The following is a 14,538-nucleotide window of genomic DNA, read 5'->3' as shown; positions in this document are numbered from 1 at the left end:
CGGTGGCGCTCACGATAGCCTCTGCGGTGATGCTGACGATGGCAAGCCCTGCAGTTGCCAATGGCAACAGATCTGGCCGGTTCGACCAGCCGTACGACGGCTACGCACCGAAGGGAACGCTGTTGCGTGACTCGACCCCGGCGAAGGCCGGCCTGGACCCGGCACCGATCGACGCGGCGCTCGCCCAGGTCGACGGCTGGACCCGCCCGAACGGTGCGGCGAAGCCCCTGTACGCCGGCGCGGTCACGCTGCTCGGCCACGACGGGAAGGTCGTGACCCGGACCGCCACCGGGATGGCGCTGAAGTACGCCGACGGCAATGGCACCGAGTTGCCGGCCGACCAGCAGATCCCGATGCGCACCGACACGATCTTCGACATGGCCTCGGTGTCCAAGCTGTTCACCTCGATCGTGGTGATGCAGTTGGTCGAGAAGGGCAAGGTCGACCTCGACACCCCGATCGCGACGTACGTGCCGGAGTTCGCCGCGAACGGGAAGGCAGCCATCACGGTCCGGCAGGCGCTCACGCACACCACCGGGTTCCCGGCCTGGCTGCCGTTGTGGAGCACCGGCAAGACGCCGGAGGAACGGCTCCAACTGGCGCTCACCGCGAAGCTGCAGAATCCGCCCGGCAGCACCTACCTCTACAGCGACCTGAACCTGATCACGCTCGGCGAGGTGGCGCACCGGGTGACCGGCAAGACGCTGGACAAGTTGGTTGCCGACGGCATCACCAAGCCGCTGCAGATGCGCGACACCGGATACAACCCGGACCCGAAGAAGAAGCCGCGCATCGCCGCGACGGAGTATCAGACCGCGCCGCCGCGGGGCATGGTGTGGGGTGAGGTGCACGACGAGAACGCCTGGTCGCTGGACGGCGTGGCCGGTCACGCCGGCGTCTTCAGCACCGCCGACGACCTCGCCGTTCTGGCCCAGACCTTTCTGAACGGCGGCAGCTACCGTGGTGCCCGGATCCTGAAGGAATCCTCGGTGACCGCGATGATCACCAACTTCAACCAGGCCTTCCCGGGCAACGACCACGGCCTCGGCTTCGAGCTGAACCAGCGCTGGTACATGGGCGGCCTGTCCGGGCCGCGGACGGCCGGCCACACCGGCTACACCGGGACGTCGATCGTGATCGACTTCGACTCGCGCTCATTCGCCATCCTGCTGACCAACCGGGTCCACCCGAGCCGCAACTGGGGCAGCAACAACCCGGCTCGCCGGGCTGTCGTGCAAGGGCTTGCCCTGGCGCTCGGCGTCGGTCCGCAGCACGGCAAGGACGCCTGGTTCTCCGGTACGACGGACAACGCGACGACAACCCTGGCCACGCAGGTCGCCGTACCGGCCGGGGGAGCGAAGCTGGCGTTCGACCTGTTCGTCGACACCGAGGACACGGATCTGCTCTACCTGGAGACGTCCACGGACGGGACCACCTGGACGAAGCTGCCGTTCACCGTGCGGGACCGCGGAACCGTGATCGACACCGACGGGTCGATCAGCGGCTCCGGCGACCGGCATTGGCACCAAGTGTCGGCCGAACTCGGCGAGGGTGCGCAGACGATCCGGTGGCGGTACGCCTCCGATCCGCTGTATCAGGGCCGCGGTGTGTACGTCGACGGTGTGAAGATCACGCACGGACGCGATGTTCTTCTCGACGGAGAGCGAACGCCTGAATCATTTGTCGCCTCAGGTTGGAGACTTTCGCGTCGGTGACCCCACTTCGTGCATAGGCGCCGTACCGTGGCTGTCATGAATTCAACGACCTCTCCAGAACCCACGGGGCCGCTGCTGGTCCGGGTCCGCGCGGTGATGCCCGCGCTGGCCCCGGCCGAGCAGCGGGTGGCGAACGCGGTCCTCGCGGACCCGGGCGGAGTGGCCGCGATGACGATCTCCGAACTGGCCGAGGTGGCATCCACCTCGGAGACCACGGTCATCCGGTTCTGCAAGCAGATCGGCGTCCCGGGCTATCCGCAGCTCCGCCTGCAGTTGGCGGCCCAGTCGGCGCAGGAGAGTGCGCGACCCGAGGTGGGCGGCGACATCGAGCCCGGCGACTCGCTGGCCGACGTTGTCAGCAAGGTCGCGTTCGCCGACGAGCGGGCGGTCCGTGAGACCGCCCAGCAGGTCGACGTGGACGCCCTGGCCAAGGTCGTGACCGCGGTCGTGAACGCGCCTCGCGTCGACCTGTACGGCTTCGGTGCGAGCGCGTTCGTGGCGCTCGACCTGCAGCAGAAGCTGCACCGGATCCGGCGGGTCGCGTTCGCCTGGTCCGACGTCCACGTCGCGCTGCCCAGCGCCGCCCTGCTCGGGGACGGCGACGTGGCGATCGGCATCTCCCACACCGGTACGACGGTCGAGGTCGTCGAGGCGCTCGAGGAGGCGGCCAAGCACGGCGCCACCACGGTCGCGGTGACGAACTTCCCCCGCTCGCCGCTGGCCAAGACGGCGGATCTGGTGCTGACCACGGCCGCCCGGGAGACGACGTACCGGTCCGGGGCCATGTCCAGCCGGATCGCGCAACTGACCGTGATCGACTGCCTGTTCATCGGGGTCGCGCAGCAGGTGCTGCCGGACGCGCGCAAGGCGCTGGAGGAGACGGCCACCTCGGTCCGTGGTCACCGGCTCAAGGGCTCTGAGTGACGCCAACGGTTTCCTGTCAAGGATGAACGGAATTGAAAATCCTTCAGTAGGAAACTAACATCGAAGCTGTGACCTCACCGACAGAGCAGCGCAACCCGAGGACGCTCGCCATCGATGCGGTGGGGACGTCCGAGATCCTGCAGTTGGTGAACAACGAGGATGCACGGGTCGCGGGCGCCGTCGGACTGGTCATTCCCGAGCTGACCAAGGCCGTGGATGCCGCCGTCGAGGCGGTCCGTGGCGGCGGTCGGGTGCACTACTTCGGCGCCGGGACGTCGGGACGCCTCGCCGTACTGGACGCCGCCGAGTTGCTGCCTACTTTCCACACGCCCGAGGACCTGGTGGTCGCGCACCACGCCGGCGGGATGGACGCGCTGTTCCGCGCGGTTGAGAACGTCGAGGACTCCGAGGACGGCGGTGCCGCGGACGCGGCCACTGTGACCGGCCAGGACATCGTCATCGGGCTCGCTGCCTCCGGGAGTACGCCGTACGTCGCTGGGGCCCTCAAGGCGGCCCGGGCGGCCGGTGCGACCACCGTGCTGGTGACGTCGAACCCGAACGCTCCGCTGGCGCCGCTGGCCGACATCGTGATCGCCGCGGACACCGGGCCTGAGGTCATCGCCGGATCGACGCGACTGAAGGCCGGCACGGCGCAGAAGCTGATCCTCAATTCCTTCTCCACCACGCTGATGATCAAGCTCGGCCGGACCTGGTCGAACCTGATGGTCGACCTGGTCGCCACCAACAAGAAGCTCCGCGGCCGGATGCTGCGCATCCTCGCCGAGGCAACCGGCGCCGACGAGCAGGCGTGCGAAGCCGCGCTGGCCGCGGCCGAAGGCGAACTGAAGCCGGCCCTCGTCCACCTACTCACCGGCGCCACCATCCCGGCGGCCCGGGCTGCGCTCGAGGATGCCCACGGTCGAGTAGCCGACGCCCTGGCCACCCTCGGCGCCCCGCCCCAGCGCACCGCGTCCGCCTGAGCACAGCCACACTGCCACTTAGGCGGGGGAGCGAAGGCGGAGGAGTTCGGACCGGGCGTGGGTTACACCGGGAGTTTCGGCGCCGTGGGCCCGGGCCAGCTCGCGGGACAGGTCGGTGGCGGCTTCCAGCAGGTGCCGGGCCTTGCGGCGGCTGTGGAGGTGCTTGCGGTACGCCTTGCGATCTCTTCTCAGGCCGCTGACCGCGTCCAGCAGAGCCGGGTCGAGGGCGCCGGTTGCGAGTTCGGGGGCGAGCAGGGCGCGGGTCCAGACGCGTTCCTGCCGGGCGGCGTGCCGCAGGACGTAGAACAGCGCCGTCAGTTCGATGGCCGCGATCACGAACGGCAACCCGGCCGCGGCGACACCACCGCCGCTGAGACCGGCCATGTCGTCCCAGGCGAAGTGGAACAGCATGGCCATCAGCATGGTGAGTACGCCTCTGACCACGCTGCGCTCGCCGCGGGTCCGGCCGAGAACCCACATCAGGCCGGCGCAGAAGATCGCACTGAACAGGGCGTGGGACACGATCCCGGCCGCGCCCCGAAGCAGGAACACCCGCACTGACGCGCCGAGCTGGTCGACGCCGAACAACTGCGTCGCGCCGTTGTAGACGTAGAGCACGTCCTCGAACACCTGGAAGCCGAGACCGATGTACGCGCCGATGATGAACCCGTCGTACGCGCTGCGGACCAGGCGTGGCGCGAGGCCGATGAGCAGCACCAACCCGAGTGCCTTGCCCCACTCCTCGTTGATCGGCGCGGTGAGTCCGGCGCCCCAGTCCCCGCCGAAGGAGCTGCCGCCGGCCTTCGCCCAGATCTCCAGCAACGCCTGGTTGGCCGGCAGTGCGATCCAGAACGTCGCGGCGACGCCACCCCAGACGAAGCCGGTCGCCAGCAGCCCGGCAGGCTGGGCGGTGAAACGGTTGTGATGGCGCAGAAGCAGCAGCCACGGCACGAGGTAGAGCGCGAAGAGGAGGATGCCTCCGGCCAGGGCCGGCGTGTAGAACGAGGCTCGCGGCCCGAAGTACCGAAGCATCGTCAGGGCGCCGCCGCCGACGCCCAGGACGTAGACCCAGAACGCCAGGTTGTGCGGTTGCAGGAACCGGAACGGTTGCCCCCAGCCCGATTCCTCGATCGCGCTGAGCTGAGCGGCCTTGCCTTCGGGCACTGCGGTGTCGGTCATCGGGCCGGCCCCGGGGTGATGCTGCGCAGCAGGGCTGCCACCTCGTCCTGGTACTGCTCGAACTGGCCGGGCGCGGTGCGGACGCTGACGAGCAGCGCAGGCGCAGCCTCCACCGCCTCGGGTGCGCCGGTGGCCATCTTGAAGGCAGCATCGATGCCGTCACCGCCGGTCGAGGTTCGGCTCTCCACGACTCCGACCAGGCCGCCTCCGGTCGTCAGCGTTCCGCGCCGCCCACTCACGCCCGGGGTGTCGCTTTCCGACCGATCCACCTGATCCAGGAACGCCGTCGCGGTGCCGTCGTACGACGTACCGGTCAGCTCGATCGTGGCGCCTCCGCTGGCCAGCTTCACCTGCAGGCTCGTCGCGCTCCCGCCAGTCAGGCTCCCGCTCTCCAGTTGCCAACCGACCGGTGGCACCGCGGTCGCACCGTTGCCGAGCTCGAGCACCTGACCGGCCTTGATCTGGTTGTGCCACGGAATCGCCGCGTTCAGCGCCGGCAAGCCGTAGATCAGCACCAGCGCTATGGCGAGGCTGGTCAGCGCGGCCGGGAAGGTCCGTCGGTCGAGTCCGAACCACCTGTGCTCGACCGGAACCCAGTCCCTTGGCGTCTCCTCCGTACCTGCTGTCATCGGCCCCTCCGCACGCCAGTTTCAACGCCATCACTGTAGCGGCGTCAGCTCGGCGTACCTGCGTGCCACAATCTCTGCGGCATAGTCCGGTGCGGTCTGCCGGACTGTTTCTTTGTCCGTGGGGTAAACCCTCACTGCGACTGAGCCTGGACGGAAATCCTAACCTCTCGATGTATTGTTTCCGGTGTCTTTTCGGCGGTTGGATTAGCCTCCGCAAGAGGTTGCGAACGGTAGTTGGATCATCACTTCTGGTCCATAGCGCAGTTGCGTGATCGTGTCGTATCGTCGCGTCATCGCCAGACCTTGGTGGAGGTCCTGGTCTTCGAATCCTTTGTGTGCAACGAACTTCGGAGCTCGGATGACCAATCACGGTACTGTCGTGGTGCCCGGAACCACCCAGGGCGCGCAGTGGGTCGACGACGTCCTGCTCGCCGGTCCGGCCACCGATATCTGCTTTCGTCTTCCGGAACCTGTTGATCGCGCGAAACTGCGCCGATTGGTCCGGGATCGTCAATCGGAACTCCGCAACGCGGGTTTTCGTGCCGGTGGTGCCGCGGCTTTACGATTACCGCCCTCGTTGGCTTTCGTGACGCATTTGCTGGCGGTCTGGCGCAGTGGCGGGCAGGCGATCCTGCTGGATCACCGGCTGACCGACTACGAGGTCCGGCGGGCGATCGAGCGGCTGGTTCCGCAGGTCGTGGTGTCGCCGGAGCGGCCGGTGCAGTCGGGGCTGCGGACGTTCGTCGAGGTGCACACCGATGTGGCCAGCTACTCGGGTCATCCGGCCGGGACCGCACACGCCGTCGTCCAGCTGAGCTCCGGGTCGACGGGGCCGTCGAAGGTGATCGGCCGGACGGCGGAGGATCTCGTCGAGGAGGTACTGCGGTACACGCGGATCGACGGGGTGCCGGTGCGGGGTGAGCGGTTGATTCTGCTGCCGTCGATGGTGCATGTGCTCGGACTGGTCGGAGGTCTGCTCTACGGCTTGCATGCCGGGGTCGAGTTGGTGCCGCCGGCGCGGTTGACGGGTGACGCGATCGTGCAGGCGATCGCTACGGGGACGTCGCCGGCGACGGTTCTCGGGGTGCCCTTCCATATCGGGCTGCTCGCGTCGGTCCAGGAGCCGCCGAAGTTGCCGCAGTTCAAGCGGATGACGACGGGTGGCGAGTTGGTGCCGGCCGCGGTCTCACAGTCGTTCGAGGACAAGTACGGCGTACCGCTCGGGAACATGTACGGGATGACCGAGGTCGGAGTCATCGGCACCGACCTGTACGGCGACCATCGCCCGGCGATCCGGCCGGCTCCGGGGATCGAGGTCCGTGCCGTCGACGGCGAACTTCAGGTCCGGCGGGCTGAATCGCCGTACCTCGGGCTGTCCGATCCGGCGCGATGGTCCGACGGCTGGCTCCGTACCCGTGACGCCGCTGTGGTCGATCCCGAAACCGGTCTGGTCAGCATCAAGGGGCGCCTCGACTCGCAGGTCTCGGTCGGCGGCCTGAAGGTCGACCTGACGGAGGTCGAGTACACCCTGGGCACCCTCCGCGGTGTCGAGGCAGCCGTCGTCGTGTTCGACGGCGCGATCACCGCCTACCTGCAACTCAACCGCCCGCGCGACGCAGCCCACCTGGAAGTCGAACTAGCCCAACTCCTCGCTTCCTACAAACGCCCCCGCACCCTCCGCATCCTCGATCAACTGCCCCGAACCACCACCGGAAAACTAGTCCGAGACGTCACAGTCCTCCGCAGGGCCACCCCGTGATGCGCGGTCAGCACGATTTCCGTGAGACCGGCACCGGCAGCAAGCGCGACCACCGCCCCCTCCCACGGCACGTACGTCACCACCAGCCCGGGCTCCGAGTCGACCGCGCCACCACCGAGTGGCATGCGGCGGCGGAGCCCGGAGTTTCTGAGGCCCTGGCCGAGGGCTTTGCCTACTGCTTCTTTGGCGGTCCAGAGGTGGAGGAAGGCGATCAGGTGGTCGGGCTGCTCCGACATCCACTGGAGTTCGGCGGGGTCGAACCAGCGGTGCGCGAGGGCGGTGACCTCGCGGGGGTGGACGTCCTCGACGTCCACGCCGAGCGGACCCGACAGGGACGCGGCAACCACCACGAGATCGCGGCTGTGGCTGACGCTCACGGCCAGCCCGTCGACGTACGGCTGCCCGTTGTCCGCGTGATGAAGCGACGGCGACCTGACCAGGGTGCCCGCGAGGTCGAGCAGCAGCGCGTGGGCCGTGGCGCGCGACTCGGCACCGGCCGGCGCCACCCAGACATGTACCGAATCACCCACCGAAAGAAGGTAACAAGATGAAGGACGAGGTTCGCGCTTTCGTCATCGCGCAACTGCAGGACATGAACTACGACACCGAGGGCATCGACGACGAGACCACGCTCGGCCCGGCCGGCGTGGACCTGGAGTCGCTGGCGCTGGCGGATCTGTCGGTGCGGGTCGAGGATCGGTTCGGGGTCAGGTTCTCCGACGACGAGTCCGAGCAGCTCGCGCTGATGACGGTCGGCGAGTTCACCACCGAGGTGGCCGGCCGGGTAGCTCAGCAGGTCTGATGAACTCGAACCCACCACCGCCCGGGCGGGACGAGATCATCAGCTGGCTCGCCGGCCTCGGCGAGCGGCCACCCGGCACGGACCGGATCGACTCGATGGAGCTGGCCTGGCTGGTCCATCAGGTCGAGCAGCGGTACGGCGTACAGCTCGAAGACGACCAACTCGAGCGGATGACCACCGTCGACGACGCAGTTACCGTGATCGCCGAGGTGCTGACCAGCCATGTCTGAAGCGCGACCGGTCTCCGTCACCGGCCTCTCGATCCTGACCGCGCTCGGCCGCGGTCCGGAGGCGCAGCTCACCGGCGCCCCGGCGTTCACCGAGGTACGGCGCTTCGACACGAGCAAGCGCCGAGTCCGGTACGCCGCGGTGGCCGCCGAAACCGGCACGCTGGAAGAAGAACTGGACCTGGCGATCGCCACCGCCTGCGCACAAGCCGGCGTCGACCGCAGTACGACGCCACTCCTGCTCGCACTCCACTCCGCGCCGGCCTGCGACTTCGGGCAACGTCGCATCTACACCAGCGCCTGCGTCTCAGCCAGTACGGCGCTCGCCGACGCCGGAACCCTCATCAGCACCGGCCGCGTCGATCGCGTCGTCGTAGCGGCCGCGTATCTGGTCGAACCACACCAGTTCGCCCTCTTCGACGCCGGGCGGGCGTTGGCCGACGACAACACAGTCCGCCCGTTCAGCCTCAATCGCCGCGGCCTGCTCCTGGGCGACGGCGTAGCCGCAGTAGTCCTCCAAGCCGGCGATGGCCTGGCCGAACTCCTCGGCTGGTCTCGCGCCGGCGACGCCTACCACCCCTGCCAGCCATCCCCGGACGGCCGAGGCCTGGCCACCGCGATCCGATCAGCCTTGGCGAAGGCCGGCGTACCAGCGGACGCGATCAGCTACCTCAACGCCAACGCCACCGGCACTCCCTTCGCCGACGCAGCCGAGGCCGCTGCCATCAACACAGTGTTCGGCAGTAGCCCATCAGTGAGTTCGACGAAGGGGCTGCATGGGCATGCGTTGGAGGCTTCGGGGTTGGTGGAGTTCGTGGTGACTGTGCAGGCCTTGCGGGAGGGGAAGTTGCCCGTGAACGCCGGGTTCCTCGAGCCGGATCCCGCGTGTTCGGTGGATCTGATTCTGGATGCGCCTCGGTCGGCCGCGTCGGCGTACGGGATGACGGTGAACTCGGCGTTCGGGGGCGCCAATACCGCGTTGGTGGTGCGGGCGGGATGAGCGAGTTGCTGGAAGTTCATGACCTCGTCGTGCGCGGTGAGGGCTACTGGCCGGAGCCGGGTGATGACATCGCGGCAGGGCCGCCGGTGGTGCCGGGGTTCGTGGTGTCGGTGTTCAACCCGTTGGCCGCGGTGGTGGCTGAGCGATGCATGAGCCGGCTGACGGAGCCACGCGAAACCCGGACGGGGATCGTGCTGGTGAGTGACGGGGACAGCGTGAGTGCGGAGCACGTACGCCAGGCGGTTGCTGAGGGCAAGCGCATCGGTCCGTTGTTCTTCTTCCAGTCGGTGCCGAACAGCATCGCCGGCTGGATCGCGGCGAAGTGGGACCTGCGCGGTCCGGTCGTGTGTGTGACCGACGGTGGCGAGGACGAGGCCGCGTTGCTGATCGGCGATGGGGACGCCGACCAGGTCCTGATCGTGGAGGTGGGTGCCGACCAGGCGTCCGCCCGGATCGTGAGTGGGGGAGACCCGATATGAAGAGCCTGAGAGCCCGGCTCGCCGCGGACCCGGCGATCGGAACCGGCAACGTCCTGGCGAGGGTCATCGCCCACGGTGCCGACCTGAACGGCCCCGGCCTGACGTTCGACACACCCGTCGACCACTACCCGGCCGAGCGCCCACTGACCCTCGGCGAGCTGGACGAGCGGGTCCAGGCCCGTACGGCGTGGCTGCACGAGCACGGCATCGGACGCCGGGACGTGGTCGCGATCTGGGCGACCGAGGCGCAGGACATCGTGCTGAGCTTCCTCGCGCTGACCCGGGTCGGCGCGATCCCCGCACTGATGAACGGCAAGATGAGCCCACTCATCGCCGAGGAGTTCATCCGCCGCCTCCGCGCAACCGGCGTACTCGCGGACGCGGCGCACCGCGAGTTGTTGCACGAGGCACCGATCCTCGGCGAGCCGCGCGACCTGGGGACGGCGGACCCGGCCAGGGCGCCGGAGCACTACCGGCACCACGCCGACGACCCTGTCGTGATCACCCACACCAGCGGCACGACCGGCGTACCGAAGGCGGTGATGCACACCCACACCACTCTGTACGCCGCTCTGAAGCACCTGCTCACGATGCCGCAGGCGCAAGGCACCGACAGGATCCTGAACGCCCTCCCGATCCCGCACACCGCCACGGTCCTGATGGTGAACCAGGTCCTCGGCAACCGGGCCGAGATGCTGCTGCTGTCCAGCCAGGATGCCCCGAACGTCCTCCACCACATCGAAGGCTGGAAACCGCACTCCGTCTATGGATTCGCCGTCACCTGGGCCGGCCTGGCCCGCGAGGACCTGAATCGCCATGACCTCGACTCGGTCCGGATGTGGTTCAACACCGGCGACTGTGCCCACGAACCACACATCCGCAAACTCGTTGCCGTCGGCACCCGGGAGACCGTCAGCCGCGCCGGTCGCGTGACCGTCAAGGGGTCGCACTTCATCGACGGCCTCGGGTCCAGCGAGATGGGCCACAACGGCTTCCACATCACGCACACAAGCGACAGCGACCAGTACGGCCGGTGCATCGGCAAGCCGTACGAGTTCGCCGAGGCGGCCGTGCTCACGCAGACCGGCGAGGAACTGCCACCAGGCAAGCCCGGCCTGCTCGGCTTCAGGTCGCCGAGCGTCTCACCCGGCTACTGGAACGACTCGGTCAACACGTACCGCTTCCGCCTGAACGGCTGGTTCCTCACCGGCGACCTCGCCTACTGCGACGACACCGGCCACTACTTCCACCTCGATCGCATCCCCGATGCGGTCGCCGGCTTCGACGGCCCGCAACTGTTCACCTCGCTGTCCGAGGAACGCATCCTCGCCGCCCTCCCCGAGGTCCTCGACTGCACGGTGATCATCACGCCGGGCGACGGTGAGTACGTCGCCGACATCCTCCTCGAACTCACGCCGGACGCGGCCGAGGAAGACCGCTTGGACGCGGTGAAGGCAGCGGTCGGTGAGGAAGTCGCAACGATCATCCGCACGGTGACCGTGGTGGGCGCGGAGGAGGTCCCGGTCACGGTGACAGGCAAGGTCCGCAAGGTCGCACTCCGCGAAGCGCGCCTGACCGGGGCAGAGGCATGACCGCGCCGGGCAGCGGCGTGACGATCACCGGGATCGGGCTGATCACGCCCGTCGGCCGAGGCATGGAGACGGTGTACGACGCCTTGCTGCACGGACGATCGGGCATCGTCAGACCACCGGCGGACCACCCGATCGCGAACTCCGTCGAGCTCGCCGGCATCCTCCCGCCGATCGACACGGGCAAGATCGCCTCCGGCCCTGACGGCAAGGTGATGGATCGGACGGTCGTCCTTGCACAGCTGGCGGCCGAGGACGCACTGAACGACGCCGGCCTGGTCGTCGGCGACAACGTCGATCCCGACCGCATCGGCGTGATCATCGGCGGCGTCGGCGGTATGGCGACGCTCGAGCAACAGGTCCTGGCCCGGGCCGAACGCGGTCGTGCCGCCGTCAGCCCCTACCTCCTGACCGGCATCCTCCCCAACATGCCGGCCGCCCGGATCGCCATCCGCTTCGGCCTCCGCGGCTACACCTCAGCAGTCGGTACGGCGTGCGCCTCGGGTGCTCAGGCGATCGCGGACGCGGTGCGGCTGATCCGATCCGGCGAAGCGGACGTGGTGCTGTGCGGCGCAAGCGAAGCCCCACTGTTCCCGACCTTCGCCGAAACCTTCGCCAACGCGCGAGCGCTGGCGCGGGGCTGGGACGATCCGGCCGAGGCGAGCCGCCCGTTCGACCTACGCCGCAACGGGTTCGTGCTGTCCGAAGGTGCCGGTCTGCTCGTCCTCGAAAGCACAGCGCATGCGGCAGCCCGAGGCGCCGGCGGCTACGCCGATGTGGCCGGGTACGGCGTGAACTCCGACGCACACCACCCGACCGCTCCCCGGCCCGACGGGATGGGCGCCGCCGAGTGCATGCGGCGAGCCCTGGCGAGCGGCGGAGTAGAACCAGGCCGAGTCGGCTACGTGAACGCACACGGGACCAGCACGAAGCTCGGCGACGTGGCCGAGTCGGTCGCGATCGGGCTCGCGTTCGGCGACCACACCCCGGCAGTCAGCTCGACCAAAGCGCTGACCGGCCACATGCTCGGCACCTCCGGAGTGGTCGAGGCAGCAGCAGCGGCCCTCGCGATCACGACCGGCCTGGTGCCGCCGACGTACCACCTGGACGATCCGGATCCGGCCTGCCCGCTGGACCACGTCCGCAAGGAACCCCGCGACCTGCGGCCGGAGTACACACTGTCGAACTCGTTCGGGTTCGGCGGCCAGAACGTGAGCCTGCTCCTCGGCACCGCCACCACGCCGGAGCGGCGACAGATGAACAGTGAGGTGAGGGTGTGATGGAGATCTACGGGATCGACCACGTGGAGTTGTACGTGGGCGACGCTCGGCAGGCCGCGTTCTACCTGGGGCACGCGTTCGGCCTGCAGATTCACGGCCAGGGCGGACCGGAGACCGGTCTGCCGGATCAGCGGTCGCTGCTGCTGCGCGAGGACGCCGTACAGATCGTGCTGACCTCGGGGCTGGCCGCGGACCACCCGGCGGCGGAGTACGTGCAGCGCCACGGTGATGGGGTCGCCGTGATCGGTCTGGAAGTGGACAACGCGTCGGTCGCCTACACAGAGCTGCTGGCGCGCGGTGCCGAGCCGGTGAGCGAGCCGGTGACGTACACCGACGGCCGGGAGACCACCGTCGTGATCGCCGAGGTGGCCGGATTCGGCGATGTGATCCATCGGTTGATCGAGCGGCACGGCCCACGGCGGGAGTTCGCACCGGGCGCGTTCCAGATCACCGAGCCCGCGAGTGGTCCGGACGAGAAGCTGTTCAGCGAGATCGACCACCTGGCGATCTGCGTGCCGTCCGGTGAGCTCGAGCCGACGGCGAGGTTCTACGAGGAGGTGTTCGGGTTCGCACGGATCTTCGAGGAGTACATCGAGGTGGCCGGCCAGGGGATGGACTCGAAGGTCGTCCAGAGCCCGTCGAAGCACGTCACGTTCACGCTGATCGAGCCCGACGCGAACCGCCGTCCCGGCCAGATCAACGACTTCCTCAGCTGGCATGCCGGCGCCGGAGTGCAGCACATCGCCTTGCGTACCGGCAACATCGTCGAGGCGGTCAGCACGCTGGCGGGCCGCGGCGTCAACTTCCTCGGTACGCCGTCGACGTACTACCAGGCCCTGCCGGAGCGCGTCGGCGAGGTGGAGACACCGATCGAGGAACTCGAGGAACTCGGGATCCTGGTCGACCGGGACCACTGGGGTCAGCTGCTGCAGATCTTCACCGAGTCGATGCACGTCCGCCGCACGCTGTTCCTGGAGATCATCGAGCGGCGCGGCGCGATGACGTTCGGCAGCGGCAACATCAAGGCCCTCTACGAAGCCAAGGAACGCGAGCTGGCGGGAGCTGACGCATGAGCCTGGAGTTCAAGCTGTCGGAGGAAGAGCTGGACCTGCTCCCGACCGACGAGGACGTTGCCTTCTACAACGAGCACGGCTGGTACCTGTCCAAGAAGCTGCTGACCGACGACGAGACCGAGGAGCTCGTCAACGCCAGCGAGCGGTACTACGCCGGCGAACGCGACCGGACCCTGCCGGCGGCCCCGCCGAAGCTGGCGTACTGGGATCCGTCGAAGGGTGACGTGCAGCGGCACAACGACTACGTGCACTACGAGCACGACGGCCTGGCGAAGATCCTGCGCAAGCCGCTGATCGGCGCGGTCGCGGCCCGGCTGGCACAGGCCGACGCGATCCGGATCTTCCAGTCCACGCTGATCTACAAGCCGCCGATCGAGGGCGAGCCGTCGAACATCGTGCCCTGGCACTTCGACAAGCACTACTGGTCGTCCTCGGCGTCGGACCGGATGCTGACCGCGTTCATCCCGTTCCACGACTGCCCGCCGGAGATGGGCACGATCACGATGGTCGACGGCAGCCACCGCTGGCGGGAGATCGGCTCGGACGACACGGTCGTACGCCACTTCGCCGAGCGGGATCGGTCTCAGCTGGACCAGATGCTGGCCGAGAACGCGGCGTACAACAGCGCGGAAGTGGTGAAGGTCCCGATCACGATCCCTCGCGGTCACATGAACTTCCACCACTGCCGGACCTACCACGGCAGCGGCGCGAACGTCAGCGACCGCCCGCGCCGCGCGGTCTCCCTGCACCTGCAGGACGGCGCCAACCACTACCGCGAGTTTCCCCTTTCCGACGGCACCCTGGCGGCGTACAACCACGACGTCCTGGTACGCCGAACCGCCGACGGCCACCCCGACTACGCCGACCCCGACTACTGCCCGACCCTGTGGGCCGACCGCTGA

At 68.5% G+C, this 14,538-nt stretch carries 15 protein-coding genes; 12 read left to right on the top strand and 3 right to left on the bottom strand.

Going from position 1 to position 14,538, the window contains the following annotated elements:
* The first annotated feature begins 29 nt into the window (after positions 1–29).
* The 3 genes from AB0I34_RS18965 to murQ all read left to right on the top strand — a co-directional run bounded on the left by AB0I34_RS18965 (position 30) and on the right by murQ (position 3,619).
* Positions 30–1,715 (top strand): serine hydrolase domain-containing protein, encoded by a 1,686-nt coding sequence (locus tag AB0I34_RS18965; protein ID WP_360446603.1) that lies wholly within the window; start codon positions 30–32, stop codon positions 1,713–1,715.
* 36 nt (positions 1,716–1,751) lie between these two features.
* A complete protein-coding gene (locus AB0I34_RS18960) occupies positions 1,752–2,639 on the top strand; it encodes a MurR/RpiR family transcriptional regulator (RefSeq protein WP_131360913.1) in 888 nt (295 codons plus the stop codon).
* A gap of 68 nt (positions 2,640–2,707) precedes the next feature.
* Positions 2,708–3,619 carry an N-acetylmuramic acid 6-phosphate etherase gene (murQ, locus tag AB0I34_RS18955; RefSeq protein ID WP_360446602.1) on the top strand — a complete coding sequence of 304 codons (912 nt, stop codon included), beginning with the start codon at positions 2,708–2,710 and terminating at the stop codon, positions 3,617–3,619.
* Positions 3,620–3,637: 18 nt separating this feature from the next.
* Here the strand turns inward: murQ and AB0I34_RS18950 are convergent, their stop codons facing one another.
* Together AB0I34_RS18950 and AB0I34_RS18945 are read right to left on the bottom strand one after the other, a co-directional pair.
* Positions 3,638–4,798 (bottom strand): PrsW family intramembrane metalloprotease, encoded by a 1,161-nt coding sequence (locus AB0I34_RS18950; protein ID WP_360446601.1) that lies wholly within the window; start codon positions 4,796–4,798, stop codon positions 3,638–3,640.
* Positions 4,795–5,427, bottom strand: a complete 633-nt coding sequence (locus AB0I34_RS18945; protein WP_360446600.1) for a hypothetical protein — start codon at positions 5,425–5,427, stop codon at positions 4,795–4,797. Before AB0I34_RS18945 ends, AB0I34_RS18950 begins: the two co-directional genes overlap by 4 nt.
* Before the next feature lie 358 nt (positions 5,428–5,785).
* On the opposite strand from AB0I34_RS18945, the gene AB0I34_RS18940 reads away from it, so the two are divergent.
* Entirely contained in the window at positions 5,786–7,186 is a 1,401-nt protein-coding gene (locus tag AB0I34_RS18940; RefSeq protein ID WP_360446599.1) for an AMP-binding protein, read from the top strand.
* On the opposite strand, the gene AB0I34_RS18935 is transcribed toward AB0I34_RS18940, so the two are convergent.
* Positions 7,117–7,716 (bottom strand): 4'-phosphopantetheinyl transferase superfamily protein, encoded by a 600-nt coding sequence (locus AB0I34_RS18935; RefSeq protein WP_360446598.1) that lies wholly within the window; start codon positions 7,714–7,716, stop codon positions 7,117–7,119. The two genes, AB0I34_RS18940 and AB0I34_RS18935, sit on opposite strands and share 70 nt — an antisense overlap.
* A gap of 17 nt (positions 7,717–7,733) precedes the next feature.
* Here AB0I34_RS18935 and AB0I34_RS18930 point away from each other — a divergent pair, with 17 nt between their 5' ends.
* From AB0I34_RS18930 to AB0I34_RS18895, 8 genes are read left to right on the top strand one after another with little or no spacing between them, the layout of a single operon-like run.
* On the top strand, positions 7,734–7,988 hold the full coding sequence (locus AB0I34_RS18930) for an acyl carrier protein (protein WP_360446597.1): 255 nt from the start codon (positions 7,734–7,736) through the stop codon (positions 7,986–7,988).
* Positions 7,988–8,218: an acyl carrier protein gene (locus tag AB0I34_RS18925; protein ID WP_360446596.1), complete on the top strand. Its 231-nt coding sequence runs from the start codon at positions 7,988–7,990 to the stop codon at positions 8,216–8,218. Before AB0I34_RS18930 ends, AB0I34_RS18925 begins: the two co-directional genes overlap by 1 nt.
* Positions 8,211–9,215: a beta-ketoacyl synthase N-terminal-like domain-containing protein gene (locus AB0I34_RS18920; protein WP_360446595.1), complete on the top strand. Its 1,005-nt coding sequence runs from the start codon at positions 8,211–8,213 to the stop codon at positions 9,213–9,215. Before AB0I34_RS18925 ends, AB0I34_RS18920 begins: the two co-directional genes overlap by 8 nt.
* Complete coding sequence (locus AB0I34_RS18915; RefSeq protein ID WP_360446594.1) at positions 9,212–9,694, top strand: hypothetical protein; 483 nt, start codon at positions 9,212–9,214, stop codon at positions 9,692–9,694. Before AB0I34_RS18920 ends, AB0I34_RS18915 begins: the two co-directional genes overlap by 4 nt.
* Positions 9,691–11,286 carry a class I adenylate-forming enzyme family protein gene (locus tag AB0I34_RS18910; RefSeq protein ID WP_360446593.1) on the top strand — a complete coding sequence of 532 codons (1,596 nt, stop codon included), beginning with the start codon at positions 9,691–9,693 and terminating at the stop codon, positions 11,284–11,286. Before AB0I34_RS18915 ends, AB0I34_RS18910 begins: the two co-directional genes overlap by 4 nt.
* A complete protein-coding gene (locus AB0I34_RS18905; protein WP_360446592.1) occupies positions 11,283–12,563 on the top strand; it encodes a beta-ketoacyl-[acyl-carrier-protein] synthase family protein in 1,281 nt (426 codons plus the stop codon). Before AB0I34_RS18910 ends, AB0I34_RS18905 begins: the two co-directional genes overlap by 4 nt.
* Positions 12,563–13,636: a 4-hydroxyphenylpyruvate dioxygenase gene (gene hppD, locus AB0I34_RS18900; RefSeq protein ID WP_360446591.1), complete on the top strand. Its 1,074-nt coding sequence runs from the start codon at positions 12,563–12,565 to the stop codon at positions 13,634–13,636. Before AB0I34_RS18905 ends, hppD begins: the two co-directional genes overlap by 1 nt.
* Positions 13,633–14,538, top strand: coding sequence for a phytanoyl-CoA dioxygenase family protein (locus tag AB0I34_RS18895; protein WP_360446590.1), 906 nt, complete (start codon positions 13,633–13,635; stop codon positions 14,536–14,538). The genes hppD and AB0I34_RS18895 overlap by 4 nt, the downstream gene beginning before the upstream one ends.

It is taken from the genome of Kribbella sp. NPDC050281 (assembly GCF_040655855.1).
Taxonomy (GTDB): Bacteria; Actinomycetota; Actinomycetes; order Propionibacteriales; family Kribbellaceae; genus Kribbella.
This window is presented reverse-complemented; position numbering and strand designations above follow the sequence as displayed.